Raw genomic sequence first — 16,030 nt, 5'->3', positions numbered from 1 at the left:
TGTGACGAGTGGGCAGCCTCGGAGACCGTCCCCATGAACGTCCTTGTGGTCAGCTATGTGCCGGGCAGTGACCTGCTCGTTTCTCTGGCAGTCGACCGGCCACCGCGTCCCGGTGACGTCCTGCACGTCGATGACCGGTCGGTACGCGTGCTGCGTGCCATCCCGCTGGTGGCCGTTCACGATCACGCCTACTCGGTGGTGGTCGCCGAGCTCCCGGCATCGGCCAGCGAGGCACTTCCCCGGGAAGGAGAGTCGCGAGTGGCGACCGAAGGGCACACGTCGCTTGGCTCGGCCGGCGGAAGCGCCTTGCCCCTCGCCTAGAGCGTCAGGTGTTGTCTCGACTCGTCGTCTTCTCCGATCGATAGCGGTGCCCCTCGGCACATCGGTCATCGGTGGCTCCTTCCTCATTCCGCGCCTGTCGCTGGCTTGCATCGGCCCTGACCGATGGGCGTGCTCGCTGATGCAACCGCCAGCGTCGGCGCACCAAGGAGAGAGGCATGATTCGCCATGAGATGAACCGCCGGGGGCGTGACTTCTTCGTCGGCGACCTGCACGGCGAATATGACTTGCTGTCGGCTCGGCTGAGAGGGGTCGATTTCGACGAGCGCGTGGATCGCCTGTTCTCGGTGGGTGACCTGATCGACCGGGGCCCGGCCTCGCTGGCCTGCCTGCAGTTGGCCCGTCAGCCCTGGTTCCATGGGGTGCGCGGCAATCACGAAGTGATGGCGCATGAGGCCCTGTGCGTCGATGACGCCGCCATGCCCCTGTGGCGGATCAACGGGGGCGGCTGGGCCCTGGACGAGTCGCTCGATGAGGTCAGGCGGGTCCTGAAGGAAGCCCTGCACCATTTGCCCTTTGCTCGTGAGGTGAGGGTGGGCGAGCGGCGTATCGGTCTGGTACACGCCGAGCCGCCGGCGGATTGGGCGCGGATCGAGGAATGCGACCGTCATGCACTGGTATGGGGGCGAGAGCGCATTCGGCAGGGCGACACCACCCCGGTGACCGGTATCGATGCCGTGGTCGTCGGTCACACCATCGTGGAGGCCCCCAGGGTGCTCGGCAATGTGCATTACCTCGATACCGGCGCCTTCCTGACCGGGCGCCTGACCCTGGTCGAGGCCCGGGATCTGCTGGGATGACGCCGGCGGCGGGTCAGTCGCCGCCGTGATGCCGTCTCGGTTCCGCGGGGGTTCGCGCATTTCCCCTTCAAGTGCCGACAGCCGTTCTGTCGACGGTCCGGTCGCACCGAGGCGCGGTCGGTCCGCCGTCGCCATCGCCTGTTTCCGGAGCGTGAGGGGATGGGGTGGCATGATGCCGGCCCATCGACCACGCTGCATCAAAGAACTCTATTAACAGAGCACCGTGTAAAATGAAGGGCCTGCGTCCTGGCCACTGCCGGTGACAGGCTCGCCTACGCAGGAGAGCGGGAGAGTTGACATGACAACGACCTTTCGGACCCTTGCCCGTTATGCCCTCAAGACGCTCACCTGGGTGGCCTTCCTTGCCTTCGTGGGGCTGGCGGCGGGCATGATCATGGCGTACGGGGAGACCGCCCAGGGCCTCGGTGACTTCCTTGCCCCGATCATCGTGGCCGGCCTGTTCCTGATCGCCCTGACCTGGCTCAGCGGCAAGGGGCAGCAGGCCCTGTCACGGCCGAGCTCGCGCCAGGGGCCGGAAGATGTCGACGCGCGCGGGGACTCGTCGGCCCCGGGATGAGGCGGTTCGGGGCCGGCCCCGATGGGTGACCTGACGGCCAGACCCCGGGTGCCTCTCTCATGGGGGAGGCGGCGGCCCCGGGAAGGCAAGGGTGAGGACACGCTCCAGGGGGGTGAGCCAGGCCGTTGCGGAAGCGCCAGAAACGAAAAAAGCGCCCGAAGGCGCTTGATTCTGAATAGGAAGTGGCGGAGGGACAGGGACAATCCGCCAGATGCTCATAAACCATTGATATCCAAGTCAGTCAATGCGTTACGTCGATTTCATGTGGTAAATTAGTGTGGTAAATGCACCGTCAGGACACCACGCTATGAGCCACCTTGAGAGACGCGCCAACCGCTGGTACGCAGTGCTGACCATCCCCAAGGACGCACGCCCCAAGCTGGGCGGCAAGATTCGCTTCGTGAAGAGTACCGGGACCGCTGACAAGCGGGTGGCCCAGTCGAGAGCCTATGCGCTGGTGGCTGAGTGGAAGGACCAGATCGCCAGGGCGCGGGGCTGTGAGAAGGAGGAAGGATCGTTCCTCGACGGGTTGCTGGATTATCGCCAGCAACTCGAAGACCTCCAGCGAAGCGGCCAGAGGCTCCACCATGAGGCTCTGTCCAGCGCCATCCTTGAGAAGGCCGAGAAGCTCGATGCTCAGGGCCGGGCCGAAGATGCCCAGCGGCTTGCTGGTGTGGCGCTCGGTCAGGAGACGCCCATTGAACCTGAGCTTCAGGAGTGGCGAGACGGTCTCCACCTCAAGCCCAAGACTGCCGAGCAAATGGAGAAGGACGCCAAGCGGATGGCGGCTCACTTCGAGGTCATCGAGGCCATCGGCCAGGAGAGCGTCAGGGAGTGGGCCAAGGTGCTCATGGCGCCCAAGGACCAGGATGGCTACGGCTATGGGGTGTCCTCGGTCAAACGCTGCTTCTCAGCGGCCCGGAGTGTCTGGCACCACCTACAAGAGACGGGCAAGGCGCCAGCAGATCGCGAGCCCTTCAAGCTGCCATCCTTCATCCAGCGTCAGGAGCGGGCAGCCAGCGCCAGCAAGGCCCGCAACGGGGCGAAAGGTTGGATCGCCTTCGAGCCCGTCGATGTGGTCAGGCTGCGTCGTGCTGCCATGGATGATGGCGATGATGCCTTGGTGGACCTGATAGACCTCGGTATGTACACCGGGGCACGGATCGAGGAGCTGTGCTCGTTGCGCACGGATGATAGCTCAACGGACAGGCTCAGGATCACCGACAGTAAGACAGACGCAGGGATTCGCGAGATTCCGGTTCACTCCGAGTTGAAGCCCTCCGTGGAGCGCCTCCTGGCTGAGTCCAGGGACGGCTATCTGCTCTCCGGGCTCACCTTCAACAAGTACGGGGACCGGTCCAATGCCATCGGGAAGCGGTTCGGTCGGCTCAAGGCTCGCCACGGCTTCGGCGCTTCCTACGTCTTCCACTCCATCCGTAAGACGGTGGTGACCCTCCTCGAAGATGCGGGCGTGTCGGAGAACCTGTCGGCGGACATCGTCGGCCACGAGAAGCCACGCGTGACTTACGGGCTGTACTCCGGCGGCCACTCGCTGAAGAGCAAAAGGGAAGCGGTGGAGTTGCTGAGGTATCCAAGGTGAGGGGCCTTGCTCGATCTTGATGCCCTCGTTTTGTGGGGCGTAGGGTCACCAGGGAATGATAACGAAATCTGGAGAGACGCAGGATGAACGGTCGAACGCTGGGGGCATTCTTCGCCGCCGCCCTGTTCCTGGCCGCAGGGTATGTAGTGAAGGCAGGACAGGGGGCTGATTCGACACTGCTCCATCTACTGGGTGTTGGTATCGCGATAGGGGTGATTGTCTGCGTCCACAGGGGATACAACCCGTTCCGTAAGCTCTGGATCGGGCCTACCCATGAAGAGATGCGCCGAGAAGCGCAGGAACTGGAAGATACCCTCTGGAATGGTGAGAGCGATACCCAACTGACAGCCAAAGAGCGTGACCGCCTCATGAAGCGGGAGCGGAAGGTACGTAGGATGCTGGCCGAATACCGCAGACTCAACGATACAGGCTGACTACTCATACCACGACCTAGAAGCGTGGAAATCGAATCAATCTCAAGGAGGAGGACGTATGAAAAACAGTAAGTTGGGTTCAATTCTTGCGGCTGTTATTACGCTGTCGGGAATCTCAACAACTGCCCAAGCCGAGCCGACTTCGTCCGGCCAGACCGATGGCTGCAAGGTACTTGCCGAGTACGCCGTTGATGTTGCAATGCGTCGGGACGGTGGCGAGCCATCTGCCAGCGTAATCCGTGAGATTTCCGAGCAGAGCATCAGCTTGAGGACGAAACGGGTGTTGGTGGACATCACCGAATTGGTGTACGACCACATGGACACCAACCCCGAGGATACATACGGCGTGGTTTACTCGAACTGCCTCGACGGACAGGTCGCCGCTCAGGGCTCTTCCTCCTAGAACCTTCTCACCCCCACCTTAAAGCCCGCTCAAGCGCCTCTACCCACCCGAGCGGGCATCCCTACCGCCTACCCCGCAAGACCTCTCACAGCTCCGCACAGCGCCACATAGTATCGAATCAATTACGGCCCACTACAGGGAGACGAAGGCGCCCCTGCCGATTACCCCTCACTTACGGAGGGGATGGAGCCCACCTTAGGGAAACGATCCTTCTCAGGGTGATTACCACCCACTCACGGGGAAGGCAATCGCCGATGTAGCCATACGCGGGGACGGGCCTCTACGCCATCCAGCTTACGGCTGGCACCTACCGCCTACCTCCCCAGCATCACAGGCAGCCACCGCTGCCGCTCATCACACACCACCTATCCAATCGCTCATCAGTGGAGCTACTCACCGGCCAACCGTAGGACTGGGCTTTTCGTGTGCCCGGTTGGAAGTCCTGCGGCCAGGGGCTGGTGTGTGGTCCGGCTGGTCGAGTGGTTCCACTCATGAGGAAGACACGATCATGGATAACACCACATCCACTGTCCGCCACGACAACACCGACGCAACCCTTTCGACCCGAGGCGTCTTCATCCCCGAAGAAGGCGAAGTGCTTGACGTTGACATGGACACCGGGGAAGTTCTCGGCGAGCGCCCAGCTCCACCCGAAGAACACCTTCCCCACCGGCAACGTCATCTCGACGAGTGCCGCGACAAGGAGGAGGTCCTGGAGTGGTCCGGCGAGAACACGACGAAGAACATCGAACAAGGACGGTCGTCCGAACGGCTACGCTGGACCGATGCCGCCATGGAAGAGGTCTTGGGCTCCAGCCTCACGAAGGACCAAGCCCAGAAGTTTACCGCCCTGTGTGACCTGATCGTCACGCGGAATGTGATCCTCGAAGACCATACCCGCGACATCGCTGAGCACCTCGCCGTCTACACCAACCACATCTCGGGGTATCTCAAGGCGTTCGAAGCAAACGGCCTGATCCGCTTCCGCCGCAAAAACGTTTTCGGTCGTGGTCGCCACATCATCCTCGTGAACCCCACCATCTGCTGGCGTGGATACTTCCATGCTGGCGGGGATGACGTTGACGAGGACGGACGTCGGCCCTACTGCTCGGCCAGCGTCTTCAGCCGTGAACACAAAAAGGCGGTCCAGAGATGGACACTGGACGCCGTGAGCTATGCAGCGAGGAAGCACACGGGCATGTCAGAAGGGCCTTGCCCCGTTGTCCCCGAGAGGACTTCCGATGACATCTTCGAAGAAGCGTCCTTGGACTGGCTCGACTGGTTGAGCAGGAAGTACAGCCAACCACTCTCCACCCGTTCATCACATGAGCCGTGTGTTTAAATCTTCCTCAACGCCCGTAGCATGGGGCCGAGCATCTGCGATCTATAGAGGTTACTTGGGAACTCTTCGAGCGACCTCTTGAAGTCCGACTCTTGGCCCACCTCCGGGCGCTTCTTCGGGCCATGTAATCAATCCATGTCCCACACCGAACCCAGCATCTACCGATCCACTTAAAGACGGGCCAGTAAGCCCGCTGCCTCGGTCCTGACACAACATCCCTTCTCCGGCACTTCCAGCCTTCAGCGTCGTTGAGGATGGGTGATCTTGGATGACGATCACCACTCACCGAAGGCCCACCGATGACGCTGACAGAGAGCATCCGCGCTTGTGTCAGTGACCATGCCCGTGTCCGCCATCCACGACGGCCACACCTTCAGACCACTCCGTCAGCCTCTCCCGCTGACCAGCTACTAGCCCATCCACTCGAACCTCTTATCGGGATTCTTCCTCGCGTGCCTCATCGGCTGGCCTATCGTTGGGCCGGTTCGAGGGCCGGTGAGGGGGAGACTCGCCGAGGGGGAATCACCAATGAGGAAACAACGACCATGACCATCCCCACCGACCACGCCAGCGAAGCGCCAGCCGACGACATCCGCCCCACCATCTCCATCTACACGGACGGCGCCTGTAGCAACAACGGCCAGAGAAATCCGCAAGGCGGCTGGGGTGCTGTCCTGATGAACGGCCAGGGACGACGCCTGAAGATCGCCGGTAAGCTCCAGGGCGACACAATCACCAACAACCGGGCCGAGCTGATGGCAGTCATCAAGGCACTGGAGGCCCTGAAGCGGCCCGCCCGTGTGGAGCTGACGACGGACAGTGAGTACGTCCAGAAAGGCGCCTCCGAATGGCTGAGCGGCTGGAAGCGTCGAGGCTGGAAGACGGCCAGCAAGGCACCCGTCAAGAATGCCGATCTATGGCGCCGAATTGATGCTCTGCTTCAGACCCACGCCGTGCGCTTCCATTGGGTCCGTGGTCACGACGGGCACCCGGAGAATGAGCTGGCCGACTCGCTCGCCGTGGCTGGCGCTGAAGGCGCGTCAATCAGGGAGTACGGACGGGCCAAGGCTCCCGCCCACTCGATCCCGACGCAGTGATAGTGAAGCAGGACCAGGGGAGGCAAGCATCACCATGGCCATCGACGCAGAAGCGACGGCTTCGAGGAAGCCTATCCAGGTACACACCGTCCGACAACTCAAGGGTGCCAGCCCACGGACTAAGCTCCACCACCTCTATAAGACCGTCTGTCGGCGTGGGATCAATGTCCATCTGACCAAGGATGGTATCCACGTCACGCCCGCCGTCATGTCGATCCTTCTTCAGCGCCGTCCCGAAGACCTCGACAAGGGCGACTCTCAGGCGCTCCGTGTACTACTCGGTCTAAGGCACGACCGGGAGGCCAGCCCTTGCCTTGCGCCAGCGAGTGAGGCTTTCAGACAGCGGACGCGGGACATGGAGGCAGCGGCGGGCCTGTTCTATCTGCTCGTCGGTGAGTCTCGGCAGAGCGAGCACCTGTAAGAGCGCTGACGAGGGATTGATCCGATCTACCCCCTTCGACTGGCGACGCTCACCCTAAAGCAGATTCAGGGAGATAAGAGAACCCGCTCGATGGGTGCTCTTCACCGGCCAGGTAAGCGCCTTCTTTACGGATGGTCGGGAGGACCACCTTCGTCACCCAGTCCTGAAAGGGACGGGCCTGGGGCTTGTCCGAACGCATGACCAGCTTGTAGAGGCCGGACTCGGAAACGAAGAGCACTCGCTGGCCCCGGTTAGCAATCTGGTTCCTGGCTTTTTCGTCGCTGCTCAGGTGCCGGACCATGCGGCTCGGCGCGTAAGCCTTGTTTGCCCTATCCCATCCAAGCTCAAGTGCAGCGCAAACGTCCTTCGCCACGAACCACGGCTCGCCGTCGTAGTCGACGACGCGGATGTCCATGTCGATGTCTGTGTGACCGCTCGGGTTGAAGGTGCGGAACCTTCGGCTGGGCTACCTGCTTCTCCAGCTCCTGCCAACGGTCCACCAGTCGAGCGGCGAGCCTCTGGCGAGCTAGCTCTGTGAACTCAGGGGAAAGCTGGGCGACGATCACATAGCTGTCCCGCTGGTTGACTCGATAGGTCTTGGTGATGCGGGGACGGCCCAGCTTGTCGGTTAAGGGTTCGTCCTCAGATTGAGGGTGGACCGTGCCGTGAACCATCAACATTTCGATGGTGCGCTTCACGTTGTCGTGACGCTTCTCGACCACCTCCGCGATCTCACTGAGCGTTCGAGCGAAGCTCTCACGGCTGCTCATGGTCATCTCGGTGGTGGTGGTGGCGGTCTCTCGCGAAATCTGGCAGACCATCAAGGCGTTGGCCCTGCCGATTTGCTCACATGGCGCCATCGCATGATCTCAAGCTGAGAACGTGCCACGGTGGCGCGGACAGTAGACACACCGGGACGTGATCCACCCGCGTCCCCCTGACTCCGTGTGTACGTCGCTGAGCCAGAGGAACGGGACTCCGATGGGACTCCTACCCGCAGACGTTCGCGTCGAGGACGACGTTCACCGGCACGTCTTCGACTCCGTGTGTCCGTCCTTGAGCTGGAGGAACGGGACTCCTACCGATGATCTTCCGGTACACCCCCGGCCATTTTGTGGCGCACATCTGAGCCGGTGATTGAGTGTATAAAAGGAACGCGCTTCCCCGTACCCCGCCCCGAGCTGGCGCATGGTGGGGGCTGAAAGTCGATCTTCGAGGCACCCACCGGGGGGATGAACGACACCGGCACCCATCCCCCGTGACTGATCGTCAGTACCTGAGCACCGGATCACCCTTGGCATCCGCCCAACGATCCAGGGACAGGCCGCATTGGTTCCAGGCGAGCAGCCCGACCATCGGCACCCGCAGGAAGACATCTCCCGCGACCAGCCTGACGATCAATCCCATGATGGCCAGCTCCATGCCCCAGCGTGTTAACTCGATCCGCATTGCCTTTGGCTCCTTGCTGTCTGGTGGTAGTCCTTGGCGCCCTCTGTAAGAAGAATCCTCGTTCTTCGTATGTTCGCAGAACACTGCTCACGAACTCCGGTGAGCGCCAGCAGCGGGCACGCTACAGGGCATACCGCACATAAGTAAAGCATTGATTATAAAGGAATTTATCCTCTATCGATTCTGATTCGACAAGGGATGGATTGGCTTCCCTCGGATTGCCCGCGCTGACTGGCTCCCGGTGACAACCGATGCGCCAAGGGATGGCTTCAAGCCGACACAAAAAAGCAGGACCACTTGGCCCCGCCTCGGTGTTCCGCTGCTCGATGTCCCTCACTGGGCGGGGTGCTCGGCTCGCTTCATGGCGCGTTGGACGGTGCTGACACCACAGCCCACGATGTCGGCAGTCTTGCGGACACTGAAGCCTTGCTCCCGAAGCTCCATGACCCGCCGATGTAGTTCCTCATTCACCGGACGGCCCTTGTAGCGGCCATCCTGCTTGGCCTTCTCGATGCCCTGGGCCTGACGCCTACGCCTGTCCTCGTAGTCCTTGCGAGCGACTGCCGCCAGCATGTCGAGGAGCATGGCGTTCACCGCATCGAGCATCCGCCCGGTGAAGTCGTCACCGTTGCCCACGGTCAGCGCCGCGTGGCTCGTCGGTAGGTCCAGGGAGACGACCCGAAGACCCGCGCTCTGGATGGCGCCCTTGAGCCTGTCCCAGTCGCCTTTCGTCAGGCGCGTCAGTCGGTCCACCTGCTCGACCAGCAGAACGTCGCCGGGGTGAGCGTCGTCAATGAGTCGCGCGAGCTCAGTCCGGTCAGCCTTGGTCCCGCTGGCGTTCTCGATGTACCACGAAGCGACAGTCACTCCCTTCTCGCTGGTGAAGCTGGTCAGCGCCTCACGGGCACGGCTGGCGTTCTGGTCATCGGTGGAGGCACGGAGGTAGGCACGGATGTAAGCCATCGTCGTTCACTCCCTTGTCGAGCACTGTATTCGCTTGGGTATGTTCACAATAGGTGTGCTCGCTAGGGTGGTCAACCTATGTATGTGAATACGGATACAGGGCGCCTTGGATCGTGCTCGCTGAGGTGCACCCTAATGGTCACGGGGTCAGAGGCCCATCGACAGGCAGATCGACGAGGTTCGACAGGATGGACGCCGGGGACGCACAGCTTGCAGATTATTTGCTCGTCTGTGTGCCTCGGTTTGTTTTTGCGAACCAGAGACAGGCCAGGAGATGGACAAGAAAACGGGCGAGGTGTGACTTCGTGCTGGGGTGATTTGTTTTTGCTGCTACTTGGCCGCTCTGTTTCAGATAAGGCCTTGGCAGAATACTTCGACATCTCACCAGCATCCGTGAATCGGGCCTATCGGGCTGCCAAGGTAAGTGCTGGCGTTCAATGATGAATGGTTATTAGCGATGCGACTAGGCAGGTTCAGCTAGTAGTCATTTTGCTGGGTGCGACCTGAAGCGTCTTTGATGAGGGTGTGCGGACAATGTCAACACTGAAAAATCAATCGAGCATATGCAAATCGATAGTCCTGTGCTATCATCGAGTTTCACACATAGCATAAGGTTGTTAGCCATGGCGGAAATCAAAAACATCCGAGTCATTCGCGGTGATACAGGCGGGGTTCAAGTGAAAGCTATTGAAGTGCTTTCAGACGGTTTTGAGCGACCAGTAGTGGTGGACTGGGTTGGAGATACAGTCACAGGAATGAGCGATGAGCAGCTAAGGGACTACGCTGCGCGTATACTCATTGAAGGCAAAGAGAGCAGCTAGGCCTCGCTTGCTGCGCGCGCAACACTGTTGCTAGCGCTCAGGGGAAAAGCGATGTGGTAAACACATGTGGTAAATAAGCGAAAGGGCATGTCTTCTAAGCTATTGAAAAGCCTCGAAAACATGCCCTTGAAGTCGAAGTGGCGGAGGGACAGGGATTCGAACCCTGGGAAGGCTCTCACCTTCGCCGGTTTTCAAGACCGGTGCATTCAACCGCTCTGCCATCCCTCCGGCTCACGGCGATGCATCCTACCAGTTTTTCCATGGAGGTCAAGACCGTCGTGCGATCAAGGTGTTATCCGGATACCGTCCTGCCGGGCGGCCGCTGGCGCCGAGGTAGGGCATGAGCGGGACCCAGTGGCCAAGGGTGGCGGTGTCGGCGGCAGTGGTCCGCGATGCCCGGCTCCTGATGGTGCGGCGCGCCCATCCCCCCAACGCCGGCCGCCTGGCCCTGCCGGGGGGCAAGGTGGAGCCCGGCGAGTCGCTGCACCAGGCGGTGAGGCGCGAGCTGCGCGAGGAGACCGGCGTCGAGGGGCGTGTGCGTGAGGTGGTGACGGCGCTGGATGTGTTCGACCGGGACAGCCAGGGAGCACTCCGCGCCCACTTCGTCATCGTCGTGCTGCGGGTCGACTGGCGGGGCGGTGAGGCGGTGGCCGGCGGCGATGCCGAGGCGCTATGCTGGCTGGATCTCGCCGGCCTCGAGGCCGCGGGCGACACGGTGTGCGGGCCCGCGGCCGAGATCGCCCGACGGCTGCTGGCGGCCCCGCCGGCGCAGAATTGTCGTTGAAACCCGACAAGGCCGGCGCTTGCGTCGGGAACCGGCAAGCGGCATCCTGTATCCATGAGAACGGTCCACTAATAGGGAGCACTGGATCAATGGCTTACCAAGACACGCGAGTGACGAGTCAGCAGACGCAGGCCGTCAGCACCAACAAGGTGTTGCGAAACACCTACGGTCTGCTGGCGATGACGCTGCTGTTCTCCGCCATCACGGCGGGGGGCGCCATGGCCCTGGGCATTCAGCAGATGAATATCCTGGTGTTCTTCATCGGTGCCTACGGCCTGATGTTCCTGGTCCACAAGACCGCCAACTCTGCGGCCGGCCTGCTGGCGACCTTCGCCTTCACCGGCTTCATGGGCTTCACCCTGGGGCCGATCCTCACTGCCTACCTGACGCTGCCCAACGGCGCCCAGCTGATCATGACGGCCCTGGGCCTGACCGGCCTGACCTTCTTCGGTCTCTCGGCCGTCGCCCTGGTGACCCGCAAGGACTTCAGCTTCCTCGCCAACTTCCTGATGGCGGGCGCCATCGTGCTGGTCCTCGCCATGGTCGCCGCGCTGCTCTTCCAGATCCCGACCCTCTCGCTGATGGTTTCCGCCGGTTTCGTGCTCTTCGCCTCCGCGGCCATCCTCTACCAGACCAGCGAGATCGTGCATCGGGCCGGCGAGACCAACTACATCCTCGCCACCATCACCCTCTATGTGTCGATCTACAACCTCTTCATCAGCCTGCTCTCCCTGCTGGGGATCATGAGCCAGGACTGATCGCCGCGGCTCCCCGAGGCACGCGCATGGCTGGCCCCGCTACGGCGGGGCCAGCACGTTTACGACGAGGCCTTCCATGCGATATGCGATCCTGTTGATGGGTGCCCCCTACAGCCATCAGGCCAGCCATTCCGCGCTGCGCTTCGCCCGTGCCGTACTGGCGCGGGGGCACCGTCTCGAAGCGGTGTTCTTCTATCATGATGGCGTGCACAACGCCGCGCGGCTGGCCTCTCCGCCCCAGGACGAGCCCCACCTGGTGGACGCCTGGGCGGCGCTCGGCGCCGAGCATGACGTGCCGCTGCAGGTTTGCATCGCGGCGGCTCTGCGACGGGGGCTGCTCGACGCGCGCGAGGCGAGCCGCCATGGCAAGGCGGGCCACAGCGTCGAGGCCCCCTTCGAGTTGACCGGCCTCGGCCAGCTGGTCGATCTCGGGCTGCGCAGCGACCGGCTGGTGACCTTCGGGCCCTGAGGACGAACGAGAGGAAGGATGATGAGCGACAGCGACCTCGAGACTGGCGAGCTGCTGGTGATCCTGCGTCACGGCCCCCACGGCACCAGCTGGCTGCGGGAGGGACTGGATGCGGCCCTGGTGGCCGCCGCCTTCGGCCGTCGGGTGTCGCTGCTGTTCATGGGCGAGGGGGTGACCGCCCTGGTGACCGGGCAGCAGGCGGGCCCTATGGGTCAGAAGGGCACGGCGCCGACACTCGAGATGCTGGCGATGTATGATATCGAGACCCTGTGGGTCGAGGCCGAGGCGCTGTCGGGCCTTGGCCTCGCGGAGGGCGACCTGATGCTGCCGACCCGCGCGCTGGCCGCCGAGGCCATCGAACGGGCGGTGGCGGCGCACCCGCTGGTGCTCACCTTCTAGCCGGCCCGAGGAGTCCAAGGATGAAACTGCATATCGTGAATCGCTCGCCGGCCAGCAGCCATGTCTATGCCCAGGCGGTGACCGCCATGGGGCCGGAGGATCGCCTGCTACTGATCGAGGACGGCGTGCAGGGCGCGCTGCCGCAGCTGATCCGCTACTACGAGGATATCCCGGGCCGCCTCTATGCCCTGCACGAGGACCTGGAGGCGCGCGGGCTGCTCGGCCGCTGCGACGCCTCGGTCCAGGTGGTGGACGTGGATGGCTTCGTGCAATTGACCGAGGAAGCCGAGCAGACGGTGAGCTGGTACTGATGGCAACCACGGAAATATACCGTTACCTGTCCGTCGAAGATCACTCGATCGCACTCGACCCGGAGGGCTACCTGGTCGACCTCGACCAGTGGACACCCGGCGTGGCAGAGGCGCTGGCGGACGAGGAGGGCATCCAGCTCATGGAGGACCACTGGGAGGTGCTGCGGGTGCTGCGCGACTTCTATGCGCGCTACGAGATGGCGCCCGCCATGCGTCCGCTGGTCAAGGCGGTGGGCCTGGCCCTGGGGCCGGACAAGGGCCGCTCGATCCATCTGATGCGGCTCTTCCCCGGGAGCCCGGCCAAGGTCGCGGCCCGGTTGGCGGGCCTGCCGAAACCCACCAACTGCCTGTGACATGAACTTTCTGGCCCACGGCTGGTTGGCCCGGGGAGGCAGCGACGACTTCCTGTACGGCAACCTCGTCGCCGACGGCGTCAAGGGGAACGATCTCGGCGACTGGCGCGCTGCGGTGGCCGAGGGGATCCGCCACCACCGGCGGGTCGATGCCTTCGTCGATGCCCACCCCGCGGTGCGGCAGGCGCGGGCCCTGGCCCCGGACGGGCGGCGACGCTACGCCGGCATCGCCCTCGACCTGCTCTGGGACCACTTCCTGGCCATCCGCCTGCCGCGCCATGAGCGGGATGTCCTCGTCCAGCGTTGTTACCGGCTGCTGGAGGAACGCCCGGCCCCCGACCGTCTGGCGACGATGATGCCGGTGCTGGTGCGCCAGGACTGGCTGCGGGGCTATGCCGACTTCCGCTTCACCTGCCGCGCCGTGGAGGGCATCGGTCGGCGGCTCTCCGGCCCGAATCGCCTGGTCGAACTGCTGCCCTGGCTGGAGCGTGACTACGACCGGCTGGAGGCTGCCTTCTCGTCTCTCTGGGAGGATGTGGACCAGGCCCTGGGAGTCCCCCCGGGCCAGACCCTCAATCGACCCTGAGCCACAGGCAGTCGATGATGGCGCCCGGCGAGACGGCGGTCTCCGGCGGGATGACCGCCAGGGCATCGGCGCCGATGCAGGACGACAGCACCCCGGAATTCTGATCCCGGAAGGCCCGCGCCACGATGCCGTCGGCGGTGAAGTCCAGTGTCGCGCGCATGTAGTGCTGCCGCGGCCCGGTGCGGGTCTCGAAGTCGGCGCGCGCGACCAGCCGGGGCAGCGCCGCCAGCGCCGGGCAGGCGAGCAGCGCCCCGATCAGCGGCCGCAGGAACAGCCAGGCGCCGATGAAGCAGGAGACCGGGTTGCCGGGCAGCCCGACGAAGCGAGCCTCGCCACCGTCCGTCGCTCGGCGGGGCAGGCGTCCCAGGGCCAGCGGCTTGCCGGGGCGGATGGCCAGCCGCCACATGTCGAGCCGGCCCAGGCCCTCCAGGGCGGCCTTGACGTGATCCTCCTCGCCGACGCTGACCCCGCCGGTGGTGACCACCACATCGGCCGTCTCGGCGGCCTCCTGGAGTACCCGGCGAGTGCCCTCGGCGTCGTCCGGCACCGTCTCGATGCGCACCACCTCGGCCCCGAAGCGGGTCAGCAGCGTCCGCAACATGGGCCGGTTGGAGTTGTAGATCTGCCCGGGGCCCAGCGGGCGACCGGGATCGACGATCTCGTCGCCGGTGGACAGCAGGGCGATGCGCGGGCGGCGGCGGACCTCGACCCGGGTGATCCCCTGGCCGGCGAGATGCCCCAGGGCGGCGGCGTCGAGGCGGGTGCCGGCCGCCAGCAGGCGGTCGCCGACGGCCACGTCGCGCCCGCGGCGGCGCAGGTTGTCGCCGGCGGGGAGGCCGGCGGGGATCCAGGCCCGGTCGCCATCGACCTCGACGCGCTCCTGCATCACCACGCAGTCGGCACCGGCGGGCATCTCGCCGCCGGTGAAGATCCGCGCGCAGCCGCCGGGCGGGAGGGGAGCGGCGGGCGTGCCGGCGGCGATGCGCTGGACGATCGGCAGCCACTGTCCGGCCTCACGGTGATCCAGGGCGTAACCGTCCATGGCGCTGTTGTCGAAGGGCGGCACATCGAGCCGGGCCATGACATCCCCGGCCAGTACCCGGCCCGCCGCCGCGTCGCCGGCGATGGCCTCGCCGGGCAGCGCGGTGACGCCGTCGAGCAGGGCGGCGAGGGCCGCCTCGACGGGCTGCAAGTCGCCGTGGTTGTCAGGCATGCTGGCCTCGTTCGGGGATCACCAGATTCGCGAAGTTACATGGCTTGTGCCGACTGTCGAGCTGTTCGGCGAGGATCCCGTCCCAGCCGGTGCGGCAGGCGCCGGTGGAGCCGGGCAGGCAGAACACCACGGTGGCGTTGGCCAGGCCGCCCAGGCAACGGCTCTGCACGGTGGAACTGCCCACCTCGTGCCAGGACAGCTGGCGAAACAGCTCGCCGAAGCCCTCGATGCGCTTGTCCAGCAGTACCGACACGGCCTCGGGGGTGGAGTCGCGGCCGGTGAAGCCGGTCCCCCCGGTGGTGAGGACGACCTGGATGTCGGGGTCGGCGATCCAGGCCGCGACCACCGCGCGGATGCGGTAGACGTCATCGGGCACGATGCGCTTGTCGACCAGCTGGTGGCCGGCGGCGGTGAGCCGCTCCACCAGCGCCTGGCCGCTACGGTCGCTCTCCTCGGTGCGGGTATCCGAGACCGTCAGCACCGCCACCGAGAGGGGGATCATCGCCTCGCTCATTGTCCCTTTTCCTGCTTGGCGGCCTGGCGGGCCTCGAAGGCGGCCTGCTGTTCCGGCGTGGCCTCGGCCTGGTAGAGGGACTTCCACTCGCTGTAGGGCATGCCGTAGACGTATTCCCGGGCGGCCTCGTAGTCCAGCGTCTCGCCGCGCTCCTCGGCGGCAGCCACCAGCCACTTGGACAGGCAGTTGCGGCAGAAGTCGGCGAGGATCATCAGTTCGATGTTCTGCACCTCCTTGTGCTCGTCCAGGTGGCGCAGCAGGCGGCGGAAGGCGGCGGCCTCGAGTTCGGTGCGGGTGCTGTCGTCGAGATGTTGCATCGTGTCGGCTCCATGGTGGTGTCGGGCCCCTCGGGGGCAATGCCCCAGCTTAACAAAAGACACCGCCCGTGGGCGGTGTC

The 16,030-nt window shown here is 64.1% G+C and carries 24 protein-coding genes and 1 tRNA gene; 17 read left to right on the top strand and 8 right to left on the bottom strand.

All coding sequences use genetic code 11. From position 1 onward, the window contains the following. The first annotated feature begins 33 nt into the window (after positions 1 to 33). The 9 genes from OCT48_RS09760 (at position 34) to OCT48_RS09720 (ending at position 7,013) form a co-directional block, all read left to right on the top strand. Positions 34 to 321 (top strand): hypothetical protein, encoded by a 288-nt coding sequence (locus tag OCT48_RS09760; RefSeq protein ID WP_263592498.1) that lies wholly within the window; start codon positions 34 to 36, stop codon positions 319 to 321. A gap of 176 nt (positions 322 to 497) precedes the next feature. Continuing rightward, positions 498 to 1,139 (top strand): metallophosphoesterase, encoded by a 642-nt coding sequence (locus OCT48_RS09755; protein WP_263592497.1) that lies wholly within the window; start codon positions 498 to 500, stop codon positions 1,137 to 1,139. A gap of 298 nt (positions 1,140 to 1,437) precedes the next feature. After that, on the top strand, positions 1,438 to 1,716 hold the full coding sequence (locus OCT48_RS09750) for a hypothetical protein (RefSeq protein ID WP_263592496.1): 279 nt from the start codon (positions 1,438 to 1,440) through the stop codon (positions 1,714 to 1,716). Positions 1,717 to 2,023: 307 nt separating this feature from the next. Next, entirely contained in the window at positions 2,024 to 3,316 is a 1,293-nt protein-coding gene (locus tag OCT48_RS09745) for a DUF6538 domain-containing protein (protein ID WP_263592495.1), read from the top strand. 83 nt (positions 3,317 to 3,399) lie between these two features. Then, a complete protein-coding gene (locus tag OCT48_RS09740) occupies positions 3,400 to 3,750 on the top strand; it encodes a hypothetical protein (RefSeq protein ID WP_263592494.1) in 351 nt (116 codons plus the stop codon). Between the two features lie 58 nt (positions 3,751 to 3,808). Next, a complete protein-coding gene (locus OCT48_RS09735) occupies positions 3,809 to 4,153 on the top strand; it encodes a hypothetical protein (RefSeq protein ID WP_263592493.1) in 345 nt (114 codons plus the stop codon). Positions 4,154 to 4,661: 508 nt separating this feature from the next. After that, positions 4,662 to 5,495 carry a hypothetical protein gene (locus tag OCT48_RS09730; protein ID WP_263592492.1) on the top strand — a complete coding sequence of 278 codons (834 nt, stop codon included), beginning with the start codon at positions 4,662 to 4,664 and terminating at the stop codon, positions 5,493 to 5,495. 545 nt (positions 5,496 to 6,040) lie between these two features. Next, the gene (gene rnhA, locus OCT48_RS09725) at positions 6,041 to 6,592 is read left to right on the top strand and encodes a ribonuclease HI (protein ID WP_263592491.1); all 552 of its coding nucleotides are present in this window, start codon (positions 6,041 to 6,043) and stop codon (positions 6,590 to 6,592) included. 34 nt (positions 6,593 to 6,626) lie between these two features. Further along, the gene (locus OCT48_RS09720) at positions 6,627 to 7,013 is read left to right on the top strand and encodes a hypothetical protein (protein WP_263592490.1); all 387 of its coding nucleotides are present in this window, start codon (positions 6,627 to 6,629) and stop codon (positions 7,011 to 7,013) included. 49 nt (positions 7,014 to 7,062) lie between these two features. Here OCT48_RS09720 and OCT48_RS09715 read toward each other — a convergent pair whose 3' ends face one another. The 4 genes from OCT48_RS09715 to OCT48_RS09705 all read right to left on the bottom strand — a co-directional run bounded on the left by OCT48_RS09715 (position 7,063) and on the right by OCT48_RS09705 (position 9,425). Beyond that, complete coding sequence (locus OCT48_RS09715; protein WP_263592489.1) at positions 7,063 to 7,428, bottom strand: Bro-N domain-containing protein; 366 nt, start codon at positions 7,426 to 7,428, stop codon at positions 7,063 to 7,065. After that, positions 7,358 to 7,783 (bottom strand): Rha family transcriptional regulator, encoded by a 426-nt coding sequence (locus tag OCT48_RS19580; protein WP_412031034.1) that lies wholly within the window; start codon positions 7,781 to 7,783, stop codon positions 7,358 to 7,360. The genes OCT48_RS09715 and OCT48_RS19580 overlap by 71 nt, the downstream gene beginning before the upstream one ends. A 499-nt stretch (positions 7,784 to 8,282) precedes the next feature. After that, on the bottom strand, positions 8,283 to 8,462 hold the full coding sequence (locus OCT48_RS09710; protein WP_263592488.1) for a hypothetical protein: 180 nt from the start codon (positions 8,460 to 8,462) through the stop codon (positions 8,283 to 8,285). A 333-nt stretch (positions 8,463 to 8,795) separates the two neighbouring features. Then, positions 8,796 to 9,425 carry a recombinase family protein gene (locus OCT48_RS09705; RefSeq protein ID WP_263592487.1) on the bottom strand — a complete coding sequence of 210 codons (630 nt, stop codon included), beginning with the start codon at positions 9,423 to 9,425 and terminating at the stop codon, positions 8,796 to 8,798. A gap of 623 nt (positions 9,426 to 10,048) precedes the next feature. Here OCT48_RS09705 and OCT48_RS09700 point away from each other — a divergent pair. Further along, positions 10,049 to 10,246, top strand: a complete 198-nt coding sequence (locus OCT48_RS09700) for a hypothetical protein (RefSeq protein ID WP_263592486.1) — start codon at positions 10,049 to 10,051, stop codon at positions 10,244 to 10,246. A gap of 138 nt (positions 10,247 to 10,384) precedes the next feature. Here OCT48_RS09700 and OCT48_RS09695 read toward each other — a convergent pair. Then, positions 10,385 to 10,474, bottom strand: a tRNA-Ser gene (locus OCT48_RS09695). Between the two features lie 112 nt (positions 10,475 to 10,586). Between OCT48_RS09695 and OCT48_RS09690 the strand changes: the two genes are divergently transcribed. From OCT48_RS09690 to OCT48_RS09660, 7 genes are all read left to right on the top strand, one after another. Then, positions 10,587 to 11,030, top strand: coding sequence for an NUDIX hydrolase (locus tag OCT48_RS09690; protein WP_263592485.1), 444 nt, complete (start codon positions 10,587 to 10,589; stop codon positions 11,028 to 11,030). An 89-nt stretch (positions 11,031 to 11,119) separates the two neighbouring features. After that, positions 11,120 to 11,788 (top strand): Bax inhibitor-1/YccA family protein, encoded by a 669-nt coding sequence (locus tag OCT48_RS09685; RefSeq protein ID WP_263592484.1) that lies wholly within the window; start codon positions 11,120 to 11,122, stop codon positions 11,786 to 11,788. A gap of 76 nt (positions 11,789 to 11,864) precedes the next feature. Beyond that, positions 11,865 to 12,257 (top strand): sulfurtransferase complex subunit TusD, encoded by a 393-nt coding sequence (gene tusD, locus OCT48_RS09680; RefSeq protein ID WP_263592483.1) that lies wholly within the window; start codon positions 11,865 to 11,867, stop codon positions 12,255 to 12,257. A gap of 21 nt (positions 12,258 to 12,278) precedes the next feature. Continuing rightward, positions 12,279 to 12,656 (top strand): sulfurtransferase complex subunit TusC, encoded by a 378-nt coding sequence (tusC, locus tag OCT48_RS09675; protein WP_263592482.1) that lies wholly within the window; start codon positions 12,279 to 12,281, stop codon positions 12,654 to 12,656. A 20-nt stretch (positions 12,657 to 12,676) separates the two neighbouring features. Next, complete coding sequence (gene tusB, locus OCT48_RS09670; protein ID WP_263592481.1) at positions 12,677 to 12,967, top strand: sulfurtransferase complex subunit TusB; 291 nt, start codon at positions 12,677 to 12,679, stop codon at positions 12,965 to 12,967. Next, positions 12,967 to 13,320, top strand: a complete 354-nt coding sequence (locus OCT48_RS09665; protein ID WP_263592480.1) for a TusE/DsrC/DsvC family sulfur relay protein — start codon at positions 12,967 to 12,969, stop codon at positions 13,318 to 13,320. Before tusB ends, OCT48_RS09665 begins: the two co-directional genes overlap by 1 nt. 1 nt (position 13,321) lies before the next feature. Beyond that, on the top strand, positions 13,322 to 13,906 hold the full coding sequence (locus tag OCT48_RS09660) for an ACP phosphodiesterase (RefSeq protein ID WP_263592479.1): 585 nt from the start codon (positions 13,322 to 13,324) through the stop codon (positions 13,904 to 13,906). Here the strand turns inward: OCT48_RS09660 and glp are convergent. Genes glp through OCT48_RS09645 form a run of 3 tightly spaced genes read right to left on the bottom strand, consistent with a single transcriptional unit; the run spans position 13,893 to position 15,950 of the window. Beyond that, complete coding sequence (glp, locus tag OCT48_RS09655) at positions 13,893 to 15,119, bottom strand: gephyrin-like molybdotransferase Glp (RefSeq protein WP_263592478.1); 1,227 nt, start codon at positions 15,117 to 15,119, stop codon at positions 13,893 to 13,895. The genes OCT48_RS09660 and glp overlap by 14 nt on opposite strands. Beyond that, a complete protein-coding gene (gene moaB, locus OCT48_RS09650; RefSeq protein WP_263592477.1) occupies positions 15,112 to 15,633 on the bottom strand; it encodes a molybdenum cofactor biosynthesis protein B in 522 nt (173 codons plus the stop codon). The genes glp and moaB overlap by 8 nt, the downstream gene beginning before the upstream one ends. Further along, entirely contained in the window at positions 15,630 to 15,950 is a 321-nt protein-coding gene (locus OCT48_RS09645; protein WP_263592476.1) for a DUF1244 domain-containing protein, read from the bottom strand. The genes moaB and OCT48_RS09645 overlap by 4 nt, the downstream gene beginning before the upstream one ends. Between the last annotated feature and the right edge of the window lie 80 nt (positions 15,951 to 16,030).

The organism is Halomonas sp. M4R1S46, assembly GCF_025725685.1.
In the GTDB taxonomy this organism is placed as follows: Bacteria; Pseudomonadota; Gammaproteobacteria; order Pseudomonadales; family Halomonadaceae; genus Halomonas.
Note: the sequence above shows the minus strand (reverse complement) of the source record. Positions and strands in the feature narration are given on the sequence as shown.

Excerpts from the sequence above, each read along its gene's own strand:
- OCT48_RS09740 (WP_263592494.1), top strand. The coding sequence starts at position 3,400 with ATGAACGGTCGAACGCTGGGGGCATTCTTCGCCGCCGCCCTGTTCCTG.
- OCT48_RS09755 (WP_263592497.1), top strand. The coding sequence starts at position 498 with ATGATTCGCCATGAGATGAACCGCCGGGGGCGTGACTTCTTCGTCGGC.
- moaB (WP_263592477.1), bottom strand. The coding sequence starts at position 15,633 with ATGAGCGAGGCGATGATCCCCCTCTCGGTGGCGGTGCTGACGGTCTCG.
- tusB (WP_263592481.1), top strand. The coding sequence starts at position 12,677 with ATGAAACTGCATATCGTGAATCGCTCGCCGGCCAGCAGCCATGTCTAT.
- OCT48_RS09735 (WP_263592493.1), top strand. The coding sequence starts at position 3,809 with ATGAAAAACAGTAAGTTGGGTTCAATTCTTGCGGCTGTTATTACGCTG.
- OCT48_RS09710 (WP_263592488.1), bottom strand. The coding sequence starts at position 8,462 with ATGCGGATCGAGTTAACACGCTGGGGCATGGAGCTGGCCATCATGGGA.
- tusC (WP_263592482.1), top strand. The coding sequence starts at position 12,279 with ATGAGCGACAGCGACCTCGAGACTGGCGAGCTGCTGGTGATCCTGCGT.
- OCT48_RS09685 (WP_263592484.1), top strand. The coding sequence starts at position 11,120 with ATGGCTTACCAAGACACGCGAGTGACGAGTCAGCAGACGCAGGCCGTC.
- OCT48_RS09660 (WP_263592479.1), top strand. The coding sequence starts at position 13,322 with ATGAACTTTCTGGCCCACGGCTGGTTGGCCCGGGGAGGCAGCGACGAC.
- OCT48_RS19580 (WP_412031034.1), bottom strand. The coding sequence starts at position 7,783 with ATGAGCAGCCGTGAGAGCTTCGCTCGAACGCTCAGTGAGATCGCGGAG.
- OCT48_RS09760 (WP_263592498.1), top strand. The coding sequence starts at position 34 with ATGAACGTCCTTGTGGTCAGCTATGTGCCGGGCAGTGACCTGCTCGTT.
- OCT48_RS09665 (WP_263592480.1), top strand. The coding sequence starts at position 12,967 with ATGGCAACCACGGAAATATACCGTTACCTGTCCGTCGAAGATCACTCG.
- OCT48_RS09715 (WP_263592489.1), bottom strand. The coding sequence starts at position 7,428 with ATGGACATCCGCGTCGTCGACTACGACGGCGAGCCGTGGTTCGTGGCG.
- OCT48_RS09645 (WP_263592476.1), bottom strand. The coding sequence starts at position 15,950 with ATGCAACATCTCGACGACAGCACCCGCACCGAACTCGAGGCCGCCGCC.
- OCT48_RS09750 (WP_263592496.1), top strand. The coding sequence starts at position 1,438 with ATGACAACGACCTTTCGGACCCTTGCCCGTTATGCCCTCAAGACGCTC.
- OCT48_RS09700 (WP_263592486.1), top strand. The coding sequence starts at position 10,049 with ATGGCGGAAATCAAAAACATCCGAGTCATTCGCGGTGATACAGGCGGG.
- rnhA (WP_263592491.1), top strand. The coding sequence starts at position 6,041 with ATGACCATCCCCACCGACCACGCCAGCGAAGCGCCAGCCGACGACATC.
- OCT48_RS09705 (WP_263592487.1), bottom strand. The coding sequence starts at position 9,425 with ATGGCTTACATCCGTGCCTACCTCCGTGCCTCCACCGATGACCAGAAC.
- OCT48_RS09745 (WP_263592495.1), top strand. The coding sequence starts at position 2,024 with ATGAGCCACCTTGAGAGACGCGCCAACCGCTGGTACGCAGTGCTGACC.
- glp (WP_263592478.1), bottom strand. The coding sequence starts at position 15,119 with ATGCCTGACAACCACGGCGACTTGCAGCCCGTCGAGGCGGCCCTCGCC.
- OCT48_RS09730 (WP_263592492.1), top strand. The coding sequence starts at position 4,662 with ATGGATAACACCACATCCACTGTCCGCCACGACAACACCGACGCAACC.
- OCT48_RS09690 (WP_263592485.1), top strand. The coding sequence starts at position 10,587 with ATGAGCGGGACCCAGTGGCCAAGGGTGGCGGTGTCGGCGGCAGTGGTC.
- tusD (WP_263592483.1), top strand. The coding sequence starts at position 11,865 with ATGCGATATGCGATCCTGTTGATGGGTGCCCCCTACAGCCATCAGGCC.
- OCT48_RS09720 (WP_263592490.1), top strand. The coding sequence starts at position 6,627 with ATGGCCATCGACGCAGAAGCGACGGCTTCGAGGAAGCCTATCCAGGTA.